Source organism: Paractinoplanes aksuensis, assembly GCF_024137025.1.
Taxonomy (GTDB): Bacteria; Actinomycetota; Actinomycetes; order Mycobacteriales; family Micromonosporaceae; genus Actinoplanes; species Actinoplanes aksuensis.
This window is the reverse complement of the sequence record NZ_JAMYJR010000002.1, coordinates 339,857-357,977: the sequence shown is the minus strand read 5'-3', so window position 1 is coordinate 357,977 and position 18,121 is coordinate 339,857. Positions and strand designations below refer to the sequence as shown.

Annotated in this window: 17 protein-coding genes; 6 read left to right on the top strand and 11 right to left on the bottom strand. The window is 71.2% G+C overall.

Translation table 11 applies throughout. From position 1 onward, the window contains the following. Positions 1-187: 187 nt before the first annotated feature. Together M1L60_RS03675 and M1L60_RS03670 are read left to right on the top strand one after the other, a co-directional pair. The gene (locus M1L60_RS03675; RefSeq protein WP_253235821.1) at positions 188-976 is read left to right on the top strand and encodes an LLM class flavin-dependent oxidoreductase; all 789 of its coding nucleotides are present in this window, start codon (positions 188-190) and stop codon (positions 974-976) included. Between the two features lie 168 nt (positions 977-1,144). Further along, positions 1,145-1,813 carry a phosphotransferase family protein gene (locus M1L60_RS03670; RefSeq protein ID WP_253235820.1) on the top strand — a complete coding sequence of 223 codons (669 nt, stop codon included), beginning with the start codon at positions 1,145-1,147 and terminating at the stop codon, positions 1,811-1,813. Here the strand turns inward: M1L60_RS03670 and M1L60_RS03665 are convergent. The 6 genes from M1L60_RS03665 to M1L60_RS03640 are packed head-to-tail and all read right to left on the bottom strand — an operon-like array spanning position 1,791 to position 9,096. Then, positions 1,791-3,575: a GH39 family glycosyl hydrolase gene (locus M1L60_RS03665; RefSeq protein ID WP_253235819.1), complete on the bottom strand. Its 1,785-nt coding sequence runs from the start codon at positions 3,573-3,575 to the stop codon at positions 1,791-1,793. The genes M1L60_RS03670 and M1L60_RS03665 overlap by 23 nt on opposite strands. After that, positions 3,576-5,072: a glucoamylase family protein gene (locus tag M1L60_RS03660; protein ID WP_253235818.1), complete on the bottom strand. Its 1,497-nt coding sequence runs from the start codon at positions 5,070-5,072 to the stop codon at positions 3,576-3,578. 26 nt (positions 5,073-5,098) lie between these two features. After that, positions 5,099-5,878: a carbohydrate ABC transporter permease gene (locus M1L60_RS03655; RefSeq protein ID WP_253235817.1), complete on the bottom strand. Its 780-nt coding sequence runs from the start codon at positions 5,876-5,878 to the stop codon at positions 5,099-5,101. Positions 5,879-5,915: 37 nt separating this feature from the next. Beyond that, positions 5,916-6,845, bottom strand: coding sequence for a carbohydrate ABC transporter permease (locus M1L60_RS03650; RefSeq protein WP_253235816.1), 930 nt, complete (start codon positions 6,843-6,845; stop codon positions 5,916-5,918). After that, complete coding sequence (locus M1L60_RS03645; protein WP_253235815.1) at positions 6,842-8,098, bottom strand: sugar ABC transporter substrate-binding protein; 1,257 nt, start codon at positions 8,096-8,098, stop codon at positions 6,842-6,844. The genes M1L60_RS03650 and M1L60_RS03645 overlap by 4 nt, the downstream gene beginning before the upstream one ends. Beyond that, complete coding sequence (locus M1L60_RS03640) at positions 8,095-9,096, bottom strand: LacI family DNA-binding transcriptional regulator (RefSeq protein ID WP_253235814.1); 1,002 nt, start codon at positions 9,094-9,096, stop codon at positions 8,095-8,097. The genes M1L60_RS03645 and M1L60_RS03640 overlap by 4 nt, the downstream gene beginning before the upstream one ends. Positions 9,097-9,225: 129 nt before the next feature. On the opposite strand from M1L60_RS03640, the gene M1L60_RS03635 reads away from it, so the two are divergent. The 4 genes from M1L60_RS03635 to fabV are packed head-to-tail and all read left to right on the top strand — an operon-like array spanning position 9,226 to position 13,111. Further along, positions 9,226-10,287 carry a hypothetical protein gene (locus M1L60_RS03635; RefSeq protein ID WP_253235813.1) on the top strand — a complete coding sequence of 354 codons (1,062 nt, stop codon included), beginning with the start codon at positions 9,226-9,228 and terminating at the stop codon, positions 10,285-10,287. A gap of 42 nt (positions 10,288-10,329) precedes the next feature. Further along, a complete protein-coding gene (locus M1L60_RS03630; RefSeq protein ID WP_253235812.1) occupies positions 10,330-11,418 on the top strand; it encodes an LPXTG cell wall anchor domain-containing protein in 1,089 nt (362 codons plus the stop codon). Beyond that, the gene (locus M1L60_RS03625) at positions 11,418-11,951 is read left to right on the top strand and encodes a dihydrofolate reductase family protein (RefSeq protein WP_253235811.1); all 534 of its coding nucleotides are present in this window, start codon (positions 11,418-11,420) and stop codon (positions 11,949-11,951) included. Before M1L60_RS03630 ends, M1L60_RS03625 begins: the two co-directional genes overlap by 1 nt. After that, entirely contained in the window at positions 11,948-13,111 is a 1,164-nt protein-coding gene (gene fabV, locus M1L60_RS03620) for an enoyl-[acyl-carrier-protein] reductase FabV (RefSeq protein WP_253235810.1), read from the top strand. The genes M1L60_RS03625 and fabV overlap by 4 nt, the downstream gene beginning before the upstream one ends. A gap of 355 nt (positions 13,112-13,466) precedes the next feature. Here fabV and M1L60_RS03615 read toward each other — a convergent pair whose 3' ends face one another. The 5 genes from M1L60_RS03615 to M1L60_RS03595 all read right to left on the bottom strand — a co-directional run bounded on the left by M1L60_RS03615 (position 13,467) and on the right by M1L60_RS03595 (position 18,110). Continuing rightward, on the bottom strand, positions 13,467-14,258 hold the full coding sequence (locus M1L60_RS03615; RefSeq protein ID WP_253235809.1) for an SDR family NAD(P)-dependent oxidoreductase: 792 nt from the start codon (positions 14,256-14,258) through the stop codon (positions 13,467-13,469). 240 nt (positions 14,259-14,498) lie between these two features. Further along, positions 14,499-15,389 (bottom strand): dihydrodipicolinate synthase family protein, encoded by an 891-nt coding sequence (locus M1L60_RS03610; RefSeq protein ID WP_253235808.1) that lies wholly within the window; start codon positions 15,387-15,389, stop codon positions 14,499-14,501. A 56-nt stretch (positions 15,390-15,445) separates the two neighbouring features. Next, positions 15,446-16,489: a MerR family transcriptional regulator gene (locus M1L60_RS03605; protein ID WP_253235807.1), complete on the bottom strand. Its 1,044-nt coding sequence runs from the start codon at positions 16,487-16,489 to the stop codon at positions 15,446-15,448. Between the two features lie 41 nt (positions 16,490-16,530). Further along, positions 16,531-17,700 carry an RNA polymerase sigma factor gene (locus tag M1L60_RS03600; protein ID WP_253235806.1) on the bottom strand — a complete coding sequence of 390 codons (1,170 nt, stop codon included), beginning with the start codon at positions 17,698-17,700 and terminating at the stop codon, positions 16,531-16,533. Further along, entirely contained in the window at positions 17,697-18,110 is a 414-nt protein-coding gene (locus M1L60_RS03595; RefSeq protein ID WP_253235805.1) for a YciI family protein, read from the bottom strand. Before M1L60_RS03595 ends, M1L60_RS03600 begins: the two co-directional genes overlap by 4 nt. Positions 18,111-18,121 lie beyond the last annotated feature (11 nt).

Sequence of the window (18,121 nt, the reverse complement as noted above, 5' to 3'; positions counted from 1 at the left end):
CCCGCGCACACGCCTCGGTCCCGCCGCTGGTCGGCTTCAAGTGGTCGCGCTGCGGAGTGAGCGCCGACCGGCCGCCTGTGCCCCGGCCGAGTGTCGGCCGGCCCGGAGGGGTGACCGGGCGTGTGGTCTGAGCGGGTTCGGCGCTCGGGCTGCTGTGGGTCGGCGGGTGGTCAGTAGGGTGCGGGGGATGGGATTGAAGTACGCCGTGGGGTTGCCGACCGTCGGGGCGTTCGGGGACGTGCGCCGGCTGGTCGAGTTGGGCGTTGCGGCTGAGCGGCACGGCTGGGACGGCGTGCATCTGTGGGACCACCTGCTCTATCACGAGCCGGACTGGCCGGTGACGAACACGGTGGTGGCCGCGTCGGCGATCGCGGCCCGGACCGAGCGGGTGCGGATCATCGTCACCGTCGTGCTGCCGCGGCGGCCGGTTCAGGATGTAGCGCAGGAGACGGCTGCCCTCAACGTGTTGTCCGGGGGCCGGCTCACGGTGTTGCCGATCATCGGGTCGCTCGATCGCGAGTTCACGGACTTCGGGCTTGACGCTGACCCGCGTACCCGGGGACGGGCTCTCGACGAGGGGATCGAGCAGCTCATCGACTTGTGGGCCGAGTGGGGCGCCGGTCGCATCCCGATCTGGTGCGGTGGGATGTGGCCGAACCGTCCCGGCCTGCGTCGGGCCGCCCGCTTCGACGGCGCCATGCCGCTCTACGAGCATCAGCGCGATCGCAACGTTCCCCTCGAAGAGTTCGCCGCCACCGTCGCTTACGTGCGGGAGGAGTCGGCCCGGCATCAGCGCTTGGTGAACCAGCCGTACGACTTCGTGCTGGAGGGTGCCACCGACGCGGCCACGGCCGTGGAACAGACCGCTCCGTACGCCAAGGCTGGTCTCACCTGGTGGATCGAGGCGTTCGGCTACTGGCGCGGCGGTCCGGCCGTCGCCGCGGACCGCATCGCCCAGGGCCCGACCGGCGTGTAGAGCCGGACCGCATCGCTCAGGGGTCGGGCGGCACGAACGCGGTGCGGAGCCGGAGCGGGGCGCGCGGATCGCCCCGCGAAAGCTCGCCGGGAACGAGCGGCGGCGTGGGCGTGGGAGGAAGGCGGTAGGCGCGGGTCGTAGGATCGCCCGGCAAGGAGGGGAGGGGCGGTGCGGCCACTGCGGCACGGGTACACGAACGACACCCGCGGCGACGGGAACGTCGTGCTCAAGCGGTACCAGGGCGGCATCGACGAGGTGCTGCGCCGCGGGACCGAGCTGAGCGTCCTCGAACGACTCCCGGCCGGCTTCCCCGTGCCGGCCGTCCTCGGCACCCCGGAGGGCGCCCTCGAACTCGAGCAGCTCCCCGGCCTGCACGGCCAGGACCTGATCGACGAGGGCCTGGCCCGTCCCGTGCTGCGCTCGTGCGGCGAGCTGCTGCGCCGCCTGCAGCAGGTCGACGTCGGCCGCGTCTTCCCCGGCACCGCCGCCGGCACCGGCTGGGTCGTCGTCCATGGCGACTTCGGCCCCAACAACATGCTGTTCGACCAGGACACGTTCCGGGTGACCGGGCTGCTCGACTGGGAGTGGGCCCACCCGGGCGACCGCATCGAGGACGTCGCCTGGTGCGAGTGGATCGTGCGTCGGCATCACCCGCGGGCCGTGGCCGACCTCGGTGAGCTGTTCGCCGGGTACGGCGTCCGGCCCTCGTGGGCGCGCCGGAAGCAGGCGGCCGTGGCCCGGTGCGAAAGCTTCGTCGAGCGCTTCCGCACCGGGCCCACCGCCGCCCGCCGCCGGTGGCAGGAGAACCTGGCGGTCACCCGGTCCTGGTCGGAGTAGGGCGGAACTCCAGGAACACGATGCCCGGGCTGGGCACTTCCAGGGTCACGTCCTCGCCGGGCGCGACCCGGCGGGCCGGCTCCGACTCGTCGAGCTTGTCCTGCTCGGCCAGCTCCTCCCACTGCGCCGGCGTCGGCCAGTCGCCGTCGAATTGAGCGGCCAGGTTGCCGTGGGTCTCGTCGACCCGCCACATCCGCAGGCGGTGCGGCGCGGTCAGACCCGGCCGCAGCACCACCGTGCGGTGCAGGTGCGGGTCGCCCGTGGCCCGGCTCTGGTCGAGGGTGCTGTTGACCAGCAGCACCCCGGTCCCGCCGTCCTCGTAGCGCGACGCCCATGCCGTGACCAGGCTGTTCGCACCGTCGCCGGACAGCGCCACCGGCAACTCCTCGGGCCCGAGCCTGGCCGCCAGGGCCAGCGCCCAGAACTTCGGCTTGGCCAGGTTGCCCACGGTCAGCAGCCCGAACCCGCCGTGGAACAGCCGTTGCGGGCGGCCCAGCTCCTCGAAGTGGTCGCTGGCCACCCACGGCGCGAGCGCGTCGATCCGCCCGGCCGCCGACTGCATGCCCTTGAGCAGGAACGCCGCTGCGAACACGGAGTCGTTGACCGGGTGGCCGTGGGTGGCCGTGACCCCCCACTCGGTCCACAGCAGCGGGCGGTCGCCGGCCAGCGGGCGCAGGTCGAGCGGCAGCGTCCCGTACACGTGGGTCGACACGAAGTCGGCCGTGTCCGGGGTGTCCTCGACCCAGCCGACCGCGGCCGTGGCCGGGCCACCGACCCGCAGACCGGGGTCGACGGACCGGACCGCCCGCGCCGTGACCTCGTACAGCTGCCAGTACTCCTCGGCCGTGCCGGACCAGAACACCGAGAGGTTGGCCTCGTTCCACACCTCGAACCACCACCGCGAGCGCACCTCGTCGAGGCCGTACCGCTCGACCACGTGCGCGGTGAAGGCCCGGATCAGCTCGTACCAGCGGTCCCAGTCCCGCGGCGGCGAGATGATCCCCTGATACGTGAAGACCGTCCGCGACGGGTCGCGGGCCAGGTCGCGGGGCATGTACCCGAACTCGACGACCGGGGTCAGGCCGAGCTCGCGGACGGCGTCGTAGATCCGGTCGACCCGGCTGAAGTCGTGCACCGGCTCGCCGTCGACCTCGCGGTAGACACCCACGTCGTCACCGAGGATGTGGTGCGCGCGGACCGTGCGTACGCCCAGTTCGTCGTGCACGCGGCGGAGCGCCTCGGTCAGCTCCTCACCGATCAGCCGCCCGCCGGTGACCTCGGTCGAGAGCAGGTGCGACAGGTGTTCCGAGCCGACCATCGCCTCCCACACCCGCGGTAGCGGCGTGGGGTCGGCGCCGACGTTGACGGTCACCATGGGTGGCTGCGAGATGTCCACGGCGGGGACCGGGGTCGAGATCGGGCCGAGCGCGGTCACCGTCTCGAGGGCGGCCACCGCGTACCAGCCGCCACGCCCGGCGGTGGTGTCCGCGTACGGGCCGTGCGGCACGGCCAGGACGTCCCCGCCGCCGTGGTCGACGACCTCGAACGGGCCGTCGGCCGCGTCGGCCCGGTGCACCGCGTAGCCGATGGCGCCGGGCACCGCGTCCCACGACACGGTGACCACGCCCCGGCCGCTGACCGCGAAGACCCCGGTCGGTGCGGGCAGCGACGACTCCTGCGGCCGGCCCGGCGTACGGTCCTGGGCCCCGCCGCCGCCCATCAGCGTCGCCCAGCGGGATCGGGCCTGGTCCTCGATCGTCATTCATCGACCTCCCAGTTGCGGCAGTCGTTGCCCGGCCGGCACGTTGAACGTCTCGCGGGCCAGCAGCGGCTTGACCGCCCGCTCGAACCGCGGCGTCACGAACGCCTTCTTGATCACGTCCTGAGCGAGGTAGTTACCCAGCGCGCCCATGATCATTGACTGGTCGAGCGAGAGATACCGCTTCGCCACCGTTCCCGAGCGCACCGCCACCGCGTCGTAGAACCCTCCCGGTCCGTACGCACCCAGGTCCTTTTTGATCTTCGCCAGATTCTGAAGAACCGGCTTGGGTGCGTACGGCAAGGCCAGGAAAGCCGCGTGCGGCGTGACCACGCCATCGCCGTAGACGGCGGGCGGCCCGGCCGGACGGCAGTCGCCGAACCCGGCGTCGTACTTGCCGCCCTCGACATCGGACGGGTAGCCGTCGGTGTCCATGCCCATGGCGTCCACGCCGTACACCCCGTACCCGCCGAACGGGTTCGACGCGGGCGAGAAGCCCCAGTAGCCGTACCTGGCGTCGTTGAGCCCGTGCTCGATCTGCGCTGCCACCGTCGCCGGGTGGTTGCGGCCCCAGCTCCGCGGCCCCCACTTCGCCTCGGGCACGAACAGATCGGGCATCAGCGCCTCGAACATGTCGCCACCCCACGACGGCACAAAAGTGATGCCCCGATACCGGTACGAGCCCTCATAGACCTGCCGGCCGAGGTGCGTGGTCGTGAAGCCCTGCGGTTGCATCTCCTGCCACGAGTAGTCGCAGTTGTCGGGCAGCGTGCGCATGGTGTCGAAATACGCCGTGGCCGGGATCTGCCCCGAGCCGATGCCCAGATACGTGGCCATCCGAGGCTCGGTCACGGTGATGTCGTAGTGGTTGCAGGTGAACCAGACGCCGTCCTGAGCGACGGAACAGCCGGTGGGCTGGGTGTCCCAGAAGCCGCCGCGGATCAGCCCGCGGGTGCCGATGGGGGAGACGGCGGCCGGGTTGAAGTAGAACCCGAAGTCCATCCGGTCGAGCACTCGGGCCGCCTTGGCCCGCAGCGACGGGAAACCGCCCTGCACGACCTGCAGCGCCGCGGCCAGCCACCCGTTGTCGACGCTGGACAGGAACGGCGTCACCGCCGTGCCGTCCGGCAGCACGGTCAGCACCGCCCCGGTGTGCGGGTCGTACCAGTTGTAGAACATGCCCGATTCGTTGTGATGGCGCAGAGTCGCCAACGTGTCGAGCGTCCGGGAGACGCGCGATGTTGCTTCGCGCGAGGAGATCAGGCCGAGCTTCTGGGCGACCAGGGCCGACCACATGTAGCCGCCGATATTGGTCGGCGACGTGTAAGCATCCGGAGCGGACAGATCTCCCGGGATGTTGTCGGCCACGAGCCCGGTCGCCGGGTCGGTCATGGCTACGAGGGACTTCCAGGTGTCCGCGGCATAGGTACGCAGCGGGTCGGGCGCGGCCTGCGCCACCTGGGTTCCACTGACGATCATCACGAGGGCCAACAGAGGCACGAGCAGTCTTCGCATGAGAGAAGCCCCTACTTGAGTCCGGTGGTGGCGATGCCGCGCATGAAATGCCGCTGCAGCGCCAGGAAGACGATCAGGACGGGCAGCACCACCACGACCGCGCCCGCGAGCAGCAGGCCGTAGTAGATGCGGTTCTGCCCGATGGCGTACAGCGCGAGCGCCACCGGCAGCGTGTACTTGTCGTCGGTCGTGGCCACCACCAGCGGCCACAGGAAGTTGTTCCACGAGCTCAGGAAGGTGAGGATCCCCAGCGTGGCCAGGGCCGGCTTGCACAGCGGCAGCACGACCCGCCAGAAGATCCGCCACTCGCCGGCCCCGTCGACCCGGGCCGCCTCGATCAGGTCGTCCGGGATCGCCAGCAGGAACTGGCGCATCAGGAACACGCCGAAGGGCCCGGCCAGGAAGGGCAACACCAGTCCGGCGTACGAATTGGCCAGTCCCATGTTCGACACGAGCACGAACTGCGGGACGAAGGTCACCATGCCCGGCACCATCAGCATGCCCAGCACGACCAGGAACAGCGCCTTGCGCCCGGGGAAGTCGAGCTTGGCCAGCGCGTACCCGAGCAGCGAGCAGAACAGCAGGTTGCCCGCGGTCACCAGCACGGCCACGATGGCCGAGTTGGCGAAGTACTGCGGGAAGTCGAGCCGGTCGAACAGGTCGCGGTAGTTGGCCGGCGACCACGTGGACGGCCACCAGGTCGGCGGCACCGAGCGGATCTCGGCCTCGGTCTTGAACGACGACAGCAGCATCCACAGGAACGGCCCGACCACCACCAGAAGGCCGGCCACCAAAACTAGATACAAACTTGTGCGAGCGATGCGGTCTCTAGTCATCACGGTTCCCCAGCAGCCGGAACTGCAGCACGGACAGGGCGACGATGGCCACGAACAGCACGTACGAGGCGGCCGCGGCGTAGCCGTAGTTGCCGAACCCGAACTGGTTGTAGATGTGGTAGCTGACCGACAGCGTCGAGCTGAGCGGCCCGCCCTGGGTCATGACCAGCGGCTCCTCGAACAGCTGCAGGTAGCCGATGCCGGTGATGACCGCGCCGAACAGCAGGGCCGGGCGCATCAGCGGCAGCGTGATCCGCCGGAACTGCTGCCACCGGCCCGCGCCGTCGAGCCGCGCGGCCTCGTACAGGTCGGTGGGAATGCCCTGCAGAGCCGCCAGGAAGATGACCATCAGCGAACCGAAGTTGCGCCAGGCCGCCATCACGATGATCGAGCCCAGCGAGGTGCTGGTGTCGCCGAGCCAGTTCGGCCCGGTGATCCCGATCTGGGCGAGCAGGTTGTTGACCAGGCCCGCCTCGGGGTCGAGCAGGAACCGCCAGATGACCGCGATGGCCACGATGCTGGTCACCACGGGCAGGTAGAAGCCGACCCGGAACAGCGCCCGGAACCGGATCAGACCCGAGTTCAGCCCGTTGGCGGCGGCCATGGCGGCCACGATGGTCAGCGGCACGCCGAGCCCGACGAAGACGAGCGTGTTGATCGCCGATCGGACGAACAGGTCGTCGGAGAACAGCCGCGTGTAGTTGTCCAGGCCCACGAAGTTCACCGACAGCGGCGTACGCAAATCGGTTGCTCGCATGTCGGTGACACTCATGACGAGCGAGGCGACCACGGGCAGCAGCGCGAACACCAGGAACAGCACCGTGAACGGGGCCGCGAAGGCCCAGCCGGCCCATTTCCGCTTCCTTTTGCGGACGGGGGCGACGCGGCCCTCCTGGGAAGGCCGCGTCAGCAGGGCGGTCACGAGCCGGTGCCGATGGATTCGGCCTGGCTCTGCACCGCCTTCAGCGCGGCCGCGGGGTCGGCCCCGCCCACGCACACCTTCTCGGCCTCGACGTCGAACGTCGCGGCCAGCTGGGTCCAGGTCGGGAACGACGGCGGCGCCTTCGCCGACTCGAGCGCCGTCCCGAACACCTTCAGGTTCGGATCACTGGCGAGCGCCGGGTCGTCCCACGCCGACTGCACGGCGGGCAGGTCGCTCACGGCCTGATACCACTTGACCTGGACGTCGGGCTTGCTCAGCCAGGCCAGGAACTTCCAGGCCGCGTCCCGGTTCTTGGCGTCCTTGAACACGGCCAGGTTGCTGCCGCCGATGAAGGAGGTCGACGACTGCTTGGCCGGCAACGGCGCCACCGCGAACTTCCCCTTGGCGCCCTGCTCGTTGAGGATGCCGACGTGCCACGGCCCGGAGATGAAAGAGGCGATCTCGCCCTTGGCGAAGGCGGGCTCGAGCGCGCCCTGCGGCAGGTCGTCCGGGGACAGCTTGTCCTTGAAGAACGACTGGTAGTAGGTCAGCGCCTCGGTCATCTGCGGGGTGTCGAACGTCCACTTGCCGTCGGCCTCGATGGCGGCGCCGTTGGACCAGCCGAACGGCAGGATCGTCTGCCAGCTGCCGGTCTTGCCGGGCTGCAGGTTGATGCCCCACTTGGCGCCGGCCTTGTCCTTCATGGCCTGGGCGAACGCGGTCAACTCGTCCCACGTCTTCGGGCCGTCCGGGAACCCGGCCTTCTCGGCCAGGTCGGTCCGGTAGAACAGGCCGCGCGTCTCGACGTACCAGGGAATCCCGTACGACGTGTCGTCGACGACGGTGGTGTCCCAGGCGCCCGGGAAGAACGAGTCCTTCCGGAACAGGTCGGTCGGGGTCGGGTCGAGCGCGCCGGTCTTGGCGAATTCACCCTGCATGGTCGTGCCGATCATCGACACGTCCGGCGTCGCCTTGGCCGCGATCGCGCTCGAGATCTTCTGCTGGGCCGAGTCCCACGGCACCGCGGTCACAGTGACCTTGGCGTCCGGGTTCTCGGTGGTGAAGGCCTTCGCGAACTCGCTCAGCTTCTCGCCCTCGGTGCCCATCGCCCACACCGTGATCTCGCCGGTGGCCTTGCCTTCCTCCACCGCTTCGGCCGTGTCGCCGCCGCCGCTGTCGTCGCGGCCGCAGCCCGCGGTCACGCTCGCTGCCAGGGCCGCGCAGGTCGCCACGGCCAGCCATTTCTTCCTCATGGATGCACCTCCTCGTGCGCGCCGCAACTGCCGCGGATCACCACTTCGGTGGCGAGGACCCGGCGGCGGGCGGCTGTCCGGTTCTCTTCGGTTATGCGTTTGTGGAGCCAGTGGGCGGCCGTCGCGCCGAGTTCGCGCATCGGCTGCCGCACGGTGGTCAGGCCGGCGAACCGGGCCGCGAGCAGGTCGTCCCAGCCGGTCACGGCCAGGTCCTCGGGCACCCGCAGGCCCAGGTCGGCCGCGGCCAGCAGCACGCCCAGCGCCACCTCGTCGTTCGCGCAGATCACGGCGTCGGGTTTGTCGGCGGTCAGCAGGGGCGCCGCGGCGCGGCGGCCCGATTCCAGGTCCAGACCCTTCCCGCGTACGAGGGTCAGACGCGCGCCTTTCGCGCCGGCCCGCACGCCGGCGTAGCGACCGGCGACGTCGGGCGAGTCGTCCGGGTCGCCCAGGAACGTGAGCCTCCGGTGGCCGTGCCCGACCAGGTGTTCGGCCAGAGCCCGGGCCGTCCCGGTGTTGCCGGCCCGCACGGTGTCCACCCCGTCGACCGGGTCGCGGGCCAGCAGCACCACGGGCAGCCCGGTGCCGGCGATCCCGGCCACCACCTCGTCGTCGACCGTGCGGCCCATCACGGTCAGCCCGTCGACCCGCCCGGCCAGGTCGCGGACGGCGGCTGCCGCGTCCCGGCGTCCGTTGGTGGCCAGGATCAGCACGCTGCTGCCGGAAGCGGCCGCGGCCGCCTCGTAGCCCAGCACCACCTCGGCGTAGTAGGGCCCGACCAGGTCGGGGAAGACGATGCCGTTGGCCGCGTGCCGGCCCTCGGCCAGCGAGCGGGCGGGCCGGCTGGGGGTGAAGTTGAGCTGCCGCGCGGCCGCCTGGACCCGTTCCCGGGTCTCGGCGGTGACCAGTTCGGAGTCGCGCAGAGCCCGCGACACGGTGGCGATCGAGACGCCCGCAAGCTGGGCGACCTGATAGATGGTCGCCTTTGAAAGCGCTTTCATCGCCATGGCCGGAACGTAACGCCGCTGTCATGACCCCGAAACTCGGGAGCGCGCCGGTTGCACCATCCGGAATTAGCACCAAATCGGATTCCGGCCGGGCCGGGCCGGTCGGGTTGCTACCGTGCGCCGGTGATTGCGCGCCGACTCCTGTGCACCCTCGGCCTCGCGTCGACCCTGGTCACCGCCGCCGTGACCCCGGCTCACGCCGCCGCCGCCGAACTGTCCAGCTATGCGGGCACGTTCTCGCCCGAGATGGCGTCCGGCTACTCGTACCAGCAGGGGTTCGGGGCCCAGTTCATCGGTGGCGAGGCCGACGCGTCGCTGGTGCGGGCCGTGCTCACGCTGCCGCCGAGCGTCAGCTACGACGGTCCGGGCGAGCTGTCGGAGGGGCGTGAGCAGGCCGGCCCCTGCGAGCAGGACGGCGTCGAGCTGACGTGCCGGGTCACCCGGGTCAGTCCCACCGAGCCCTGGCTGTTCCCGTGGGTGGTCAAGCTGCGGGTGGCCGACGGCACCCCGGTCGGCACGCCGCTGCCGTTCAAGCTGGTGGTCTCGGCCGACGGGCTGCCCAACAGCCCGATCACCACGCTGCGGCAGAGCAGGGTCGGGGCGGGCGCCGACCTCGGCCTGTCGGTGAAGGACCTGGCTGTGGGCGAGGACGACGTCGCGTACACCGTGGTCGTGCACAACAACGGTCCGATGACGACCGACAAGTTCACGTTCCACGAGACCCATGCGTACGGGCCGCGCTGGCCGGGCCGGGGCGTGAGTGCCAAGCCGGGGCTGACCTGCCGCAACACCTCGGGCAAGAACCAGTGCACGGTGCGGTCGCCGCTCGCGCCGGGCGACGACTACGAGGTCCGGTGGACCGTGCCGATCCCGGCCGGCTCGCCGCTGCGGGGCACTACGGTGACGCTGGCCCTCGACGTGTTCGACTCGCCGTCCGACTTCGTCGGGTCGACCTGGATCCACCCGGTCTTCGACGCCACCAACGACAAGGCGAGCCTCACGGTTTCCCTGCCTCTTGCATCTCCATCGCCTTCGGTCCCCGCCGGCCCGCCCACGGGTGCGCCGGCGCCGGGCGTCGGCCTGCCGATCACCGGCACACCGGCTGGGGGAGTCGCGGTGGCCGGGCTGACGCTGCTGGCGGTGGGGGCGTTCGCCCTGTTGGTGGGGCGGCGTCGCAAAATCTGAGCAAGGGCAGCGTACGGCGGAAGGTCTTGTTACTCTCCCGCCGTGATCCTCCGCCGTATCGCCAGCGTGCTCGGCCTCGCGTTCGTTCTCGCGGGCGCCGCCGTGACCCCCGCCCAGGCCGCCGCCGAGCCCGTTCATTCGGGGCTCAACGAGTTCAACATCCCGGCCGAGTTCCCGCAGGGCTACGTGTGGAAGGTCAACCTGCGCGGCTTCGCCTCGACCACGGGCGGGGACACCTCGCCGCTCGACCCGTCCCGGCTGAGCATCACGCTCACCATTCCGGCCGGTGTCACCTACGCCCCCGGCGACGGCGACAGCTCCGGACCGTGCGAGGTGGTGGACTCGCTGCTGACCTGCCGCCACGCCGGGCCGGTGCCCGACGGCAGCTTCACGCCGCTGAATTTCCCGATCGAACTGCGGGTCGGTGAGGACACGCCGCTCGGCACGAAGCTGCCCTTCACCCTGAAGATGAACGTCGCCGGCGGCGAGGACGACTGGACCGTCGACAACACCCGCACGTGGGTGAACACCGTGGCCGGGTCGGCCGACATGGGCATCGCGGTGAAGGACCTGGCCGTCGCCGAGGACGCCGTCACCTACACGGTCGTGCTGCGCAACTACGGCCCCCAGACGACGACCAAGTTCACCTTCCACGAGACGTTCTCGGTCATCAACTGGCACGGCACCGGCGTCGGGCCGGGCGCGACCTGCCGGTTCACCTCCGGCAAGAACCAGTGCACGGTCCGGAAGGCGCTCGCGCCCGGGCAGGAGACCGAGGTCAAGCGCACGGTGCCGATCGCCGCGAACTCGAAGTGGCGCGGCACCAAGGTTCCGGTCGAGCTGTACGTCTACGACTCGCCGTCCAACTTCGCGTACAGCGAGTGGTTCCTCAACCCGATCAACGAGGACAACGACAAGACCAGCTACGTGGCCGACCTGACCGGCCTGAACCCGCCCGCCTCGTCGACGCCGACCCCGACGGCCTCGCCCACCCCCGGTGACGGCAGCGGTGGCGGTGGTGGCGGCGACCTGCCGATCACCGGCGCGGCCACGATGCCGCTGCTGGCCGGCGGCGCGCTGCTGCTGCTCCTGGGCGCGGGCGCCGTCCTGGTCGGCCGCCGGCGGCGATGATGGCGAAGCTCCTCTACTCGGCGACCATGTCGGTGGACGGCTTCATCGCCGGCCCCGGCGGCGACATGAGCTGGATGGCCGCCCTGCCCGACACCGGCCCGCACGAGGTCGCCGACGGCCTGTGGCAGCAGATCGGTTCCCTGGTGTGCGGGGCCCGCACGTTCTTCGGCGACGACCCCAACGCCGGCACCGACAGCGAAGGCGCCTTCGGTGGCCTGTGGTCGGGCCCGCAGTTCGTGCTGACCCACAACCCGCCGGACCGCGTGGTCCCCGACACGACGTTCCTCAGCGACCTGGGCGAGGCGGTGACCGCGGCCCGGGCCGCGGCCGGCGACCGCTACGTCAACGTGCTCGGCGCCGACGTGGCCACCCAGTGCCTGACCGCCGGTCTGCTCGACGAGATCCTGGTCTTCGTGGCCCCCGTCCTGCTGGGCGACGGCGTCCCGCTGTTCCGCGGGCCCGGCGCCGCGCTCGAGGAGATCTCCTCGACGGCCGGCCCGATCCCCAGCATCTGGTACCGGGTCGTCCGTTGACCGAACGTGTCGTGAGCCCCTCCGGGCGGGGCTTCCTGCTGATCGACGCGCACCCCGCCGGCTGCTTCCGCACCGTGGCCGACCTGCGCGAGCAACTCGGCGAGACCCGCACGCCGGAGCGCCGCCGGACCGCCCTGGTCATCGGTTCGAGTGCGGGCTACGGCCTGGCGGCCACGGTGGCCGGACTGGCCCGCTACGGCATCGAGGGCGTCGGCATCGCGTTCGAACGCCCGCCGGGCCGCCGCACGGCCACGGCCGGCTGGTACCGCACGATCGCCACCGCCGCCCTGTCGCCGTCGTTCACGTTTCTCAACGCCGACGCCTTCGCCGACACCACCAAGCAGCAGGCGCTCGACCTGATCGCCGACCGCTTCGGCCGCCTCGACCACCTGATCTACAGTGTGGCCGCCCCGCGCCGCGGCCCCACCTACCAGTCGGTGATCAAACCGCTGGGGGCCGAGCACACGACCCGCACCCTCGAGTTCGACCGCGACGGCGTCGCCGAGCTGCGCGAGGTCACGGTCACCCCCGCCACCGACGACGAGGCCGCAGCCACGGTCAAGGTGATGGGCGGCGAGGACTGGTCGTGGTGGGTCGCGGCCCTGCAGTCCCGCGGCCTGCTCCACGACGGCTTCACCACGGTGGCCCTGTCCTACATCGGCTCCCGGCTGACCTCAGCCATCTACCGCGACGGCACGATCGGCGCCGCCAAGGTCGACCTGGAGAACACGGCCGCCGCCCTGACGAAGCAGTTGGCTGCGGTCGGCGGCCGAGCGTTCACGTCGGTCAACGGCGCCGCCGTCACCCAGGCCTCGACGGCCATCCCAGGGATCGCCCTGTACGTCAGCCTGCTGCGCGGCGTGCTGGGGGAGCGGATGGTCTCCCCGCTGGAGCAGTCGGTGCAGCTGTGGGACCAGCTGACCGGCGCCGCCCCGCTCGACCTGGACCCGGAGGGCCGCATCCGCCTCGACCGCTGGGAACTCGACCCGGCCGTCCAGGCCGCGGTGGCCGACCGCTGGTCCGCCCTCACCCCGGCCAACGTCGACCAGCTCGCCGACATCCCGTGGTTCCGCGGCCAGTTCCGCGCCCTTTACGGCTTCGACATCCCCGGCGTCGACTACACGGTGCCCGTCGAGACCGACCAGCCCTGGCCGGCCTGACTCGATCCAGCTTCCCTGCCCGCGGTTGATCGGGATTCGCGGCCTTCCAAGTCTCGCGTCCTCGAGCTCACGCGCTCTCCTGCGCCTGTGCCACCGCCTCCCCCGCCCACCCAAAGGGAATTGGTGGGAACCGTACTCGATTTCCCAGCGACCGGTTCTCAGTTGTCCACAGGTGCCTCAGGTCCACTCGCGAGTTGTCCACAGCGGGCCGGACTCGTAGATGTCTTGGCTGAGCCCAGCGGGCCGGACCGCGCCTCGACTCTCGATGATCGGCGGGTCCAGTCGAACATATGAGCGACTCCTCGGGTTTCCGTGGGCGCAGGCGGGTTCCGCAGCCTGACCTGGGTTGTCGCAGTCAGCGCGGTCGTGAAGCCTTGGCGAACTGGGCGGCTTTGATGCGTTCGGGCAGGATTCGCTGGCGGATGGCGGCGCGCCAGGTGGCGCGGTCGCCGCCGATGACGTGGTCGCGTCCGGCCATGAGCCCGTCGAAGCCTTTACGGGCGACGAGTTCGGGGTCGTTCTTCCAGGAGTTGTCGCCGAAGTGGGTGCCGCCCATGCCGGCGCGTTCGTGGAACTCGGTGGCGGTGGCGCCGGGCAGCAGGGCGGTGACGGTGACGCCGCTGTCGAGCAGTTCCTGTCGCAGGGATTGGGCGAAGGAGTAGACGAAGGCGCGGGTCGGTCCGTAGATGGTCTCGTAAGGCGTTGGTGTGGTTGCGGACAGCGAGCTGGTGAACAGGATCCGGCCGGTGCGGCGGGCGACCATGTCACGGGCGATGGGCTTGGCCAGCCGGACCTGGGAGATGACGTTGAGCTGGATCTCGTTGAGTTCGTCGTCGAGGTCGGTGTCGACGAACGCGGCGCCGCCGAGGCTGACGCCGGCGTTGAGCATGGCGATCGCCAGGGGCCGTCCGCTGCTGGTGACGGCGGCCCAGACCTGATCGACGCCTTCGGGGGTGCGCAGGTCGGACTGCACCGGTGTCACCTGAGCACCGGTCGCTTCGGTGAGGCGGGCGGCTGAATCATGCACGCGGGGGCTGGCGCCGGTGATGATGACGTCGTGGCCGTGCCGGGCGGCTTGACCGGCCAGGGCGTAGCCGATACCGGCGGATGCGCCCGTCACCAGGGCCAGCGGTCGTTGAGGGGTCATAACAGTGATCCTTACCCACTTCGATCAGAGACGTTCGATCCGCATTGGACCTGGGGTTGATCACCTGTCGTTGAACTCAGCGTGCGGATCACCACGGCGTTCAATCGCCTTCTTCGGCTGCCCGGCGCGTTGGTGCACACGGTGGCTTTCACTGATCAGGGCCTGATCATCGGTCTGCGGCGACGCCGCCGGCGGCTGGTCTGCCCGTGCTCGCAGACGACGAAGGCCCGCTACGACACGTCACGGCGCCGGTGGCGGCATCTGGACTTCGGGTCCTGCCAGGTCTGGCTGGAAGGTGGTCCGGGTCATGCGTGACCTGTGATCGGCGGTCCGGACCGATTGCGGAGCGGCGGGTAGCAGGGGCAAACGGACGTCGGGGGTGGCGATGCGGCCCTGGGCGTGCAGCACGCCCTTGATGACCGTGGGGTTGGGCTCGGCGAACAGCGCCGCCGACAAACGGGCCAGCCGGTGGCCGAGAGCGGGCTCCCACGAGCGGGTCAGGGTGGCGTAGTCGGCCGTGGCCACGTGGGCCGAGGCCAGGATGCCGCCGTGGGCGCCCAGGGCGAGCAGCGGTGAGATGAAGATGTCGTCGCCGCCGAGGATGGCGAAGTCCGGCGGTGGGTCGGCCATCAGCTCCATCGTGTCGGTGTCGATGCCGCCGACGGCCAGCTTCATGCCGGCCACGCCGGGGACGGCGGCCAGCCGGCGGATGGCCTCGGCCGGCAAGGGCTGGGCGGTGCGGTACGGCACGTGATAGATCACCAGCGGCACCGGGCTCGCCGCGGCCAGGGCGGTCAGGTGGGCGATCACCCCGTCCGCGCCGGGGCGGACGAACGGTGGCACCAGCGTGAGCGCCGCCGCGGCCGAGGCGGGCACCGCCTGCAGGGTGGCCGCGTCGTTGGCGCCGACGATCAGCTGGGCGCCGCGGCACACGTTCGTCAGCAGGTCCAGGACGGATGCGCGTTCGGACGCCGTCAGGCAGGACGGTTCGGCGGTGGTGCCGAGGGCGACCACCCCGCTCGCGCCGGCGTCGAGCACGTCGGCCGCCAGGCGTTCCAGGGCGGGCAGGTCGACGGTGCCGTCGGGGGCGAACGGGGTGATCAACGGGACGTAGAGGCCGCTCGGAGTCATGCGGTCACGGTCTCAACGCGTACGGGTAAGGTCTATTTAATTCTGCTCGCCGACACTTAAGCAGCGCTGAAGTATGCCGCGCACGCGATGTTGTCCGGCCCGCCGGCGGCGCGGGCGGCGGCGATCAGCTGCGCGACGGCGTCGTCCGGGCTGGGCGCCGAGGCGAGCACCGAATGCAGCTCGTCGCGCGGCACCACCGTGGACAGGCCGTCCGAGCACAGCAGGTAGCGGTCGCCGGGCATCGCCGTACGCAGTGCCAGATCGGCCTCGACGCCCTCGCCCCAGCCCAGGGCCCGCACGAGCAGGGCCCGCTGGGGGTGCGCGGCCGCCTCGGCCGAGGTCAGCTTGCCCTGGTCGATCTGGGTCCGGACCCACGTGTGGTCCTGGGTCAGCAGGGTCAGGTCGCCGTTGCGCAGCAGATAGGCGCGGGTGTCGCCGATGTGCACGAGCGCGAGCTGCGACCCGCGCCGCAGCAACGCGGTCAGCGTGGTCACCGGCTCGTCGTCGGGGCTCAGCTTCCGTACGGTCCGGTCGGCGTCCGTGACGGCCGAGGCCAGCGCCGTCAGCAGGGAGACGCCGGGGCCGGCCGTGGCCTCCAACGGCTTCAGCGCCTCGATGGCGGCCGCCGCGGCCGCCGCCCCGAACTTTCCGCCCGCACCGTCGGCCACGGCTACGAGCTGATCACCGGCGTACGCCTGATCCTCGTTGCTCGTGCGCACGAGGCCCTGGTCGACGGCCGCGGCGAACTGGAAGTCGTTCATGGTGGTGTCCTTCCCCGACAGATGCTCGACGAGGGCGGACGTCAGCCGGGCCCGGGCCGCCGTGTCGGCGCTGACCTGCTGCCAGAACCCGGCCACGGCGTGCGCTGCCGCCGCGGGCGGCAGCGCGCACACCTCGCGGATCTCAGCCAGCGGCATCCCGATCTCGCGTAACTGGGCGACCAGCCGGGCGTGCGCAACCTGGGCCGGGTCGTAGAACCGGTAGCCCGACTCCGCGTCGACCGCGGCCGGCGCGAGCACGCCCAGCTCGTCGTAGAGCCGCAGCGCCTTCGGCGTCAGCCCCACCGCGCGGGCGAACGCCCCGATCGTCAGCAGTCCCACGGCGACATCCTCCTCGTGCCGGTCACCGCGACCGGCACGAGTCACCCTCGGCCTTCCCCGAGGGTCAAGGTCAAGGTGGCGGCCCGGATCGTCAGGTAGCGCTTCTCGGGTTCGCCGGCCGTCGCCGCCGCGGCCAGCCGGTACTGCGCCACCGCGCCCGCGGGGTCACCGGCCAGTTCGAGCAGGTGCCCGCGGGTGGCCGCGACCCGGTGCCCGGGCAGGTCCAGGGTGTCGACCAGGGCCAGCCCGGCCGCCGGGCCGTCGATCATGGCGACCGCGATGGCCCGGTTCAAGGTCACGACCGGGCTCTGCGTGACCTTTTCGAGCACTCCGTACAGGGCGGCGATCTGTGGCCAGTCGGTCTGCTCGACCGAGGTGGCCCGGTCGTGCAGGGCCGCGACGGCCGCCTGCAGCTGGTACTCGCCGACCCGGCCGCGCCGGAACGCGGCGTCCACGATCGCCGTGCCCTCCTTGATCCGATCCGCGTCCCACAGCGTCCGGTCCTGCTCGGCCAGCGGCACCAGGTCACCCCCGGCCGCGGTGCGGGCCGGGCGGCGCGCATCGGTGAGCAGCATCAACGCGAGCAGCCCGGCCACTTCGCCGTCCTCGGGCAGCCGCTCATGCACCATGCGGGTCAGCCGGATCGCTTCGGCCGCCAGCTCGACCCGGTGAACGGCCGTGTAGCCCTCGTTGAAGATCAGATAGAGCACCCGCAGCGCCGCCCCGAGCCGGGGCTCCCCGCCGAACGAGGAGCCCGCCGCCCGGATCTGCTGCTTGGCCCGGCTGATCCGCTGACCCATGGTCTTTTCCGGTACGAGGAACGCCCGCGCGATCTCCCCGGTGCTCAGCCCGCCGACCGCCCGCAACGTCAGCGCCACGGCCGACGTGTCGCTCAGCGCCGGATGGCAGCACAGGAACAGCACGTCGAGCGTGTCGTCCCGCTCGACGGCCGGACCGGTCGGCTCGCGCATCGCCGTCAGAACCTCGCGCCGCCGCCGGGCCTGGTCGCCGCGCAGCTGGTCGAGCAGTTTGCGCTGCGCGGTCTGGATGAGCCAGCCCCGCGGGTTCTCCGGCGTGCCGTCCACCGGCCAGCGGGTGGCCGCGGCCAGCAGCGCCTCCTGCACCGCGTCCTCGGCCGACTCGAAGTCACCGAAGCGGTGGGTGAGCACCGCGACCACCTGCGGCGCCAGGTCGCGCAGCAGGGCGATCACCGCTCGGACTGCAGAGCTTCGAAGTCGGCCGCCTCCATCACCCGGCGTACGCCGATGGGCTGTTGCAACGGCACCCCGCCCGGCCCCGGCACGGCGGAGACCCGCGCGGCGATCTCGAAGGCGCGCTGCTCGTCGGCCACCTCGACCAGCTGGAACCCGGCCAGCATCTCTTTGGACTCGGGGAACACGCCGTCGGTGACCACGGGTGCGCCGCCGTCGCTGGTGACCTGCTTGGCGAACTCGGGCCCGGTCAGCGCCTGCTGGTCGACCAGCTCGCCGCTGTCGAGCAGTTCCTCGCGCAGTGCCCCGTAGTAGTCCATGTGGGCCTTGACGTCGTCCGGCTTCCACTCGTCCATCGGCGTCTCGACCACGCCGGGCCGGTGGTCCACGATCAGCAGGTACTTCGGCATCGCTGTCTCCC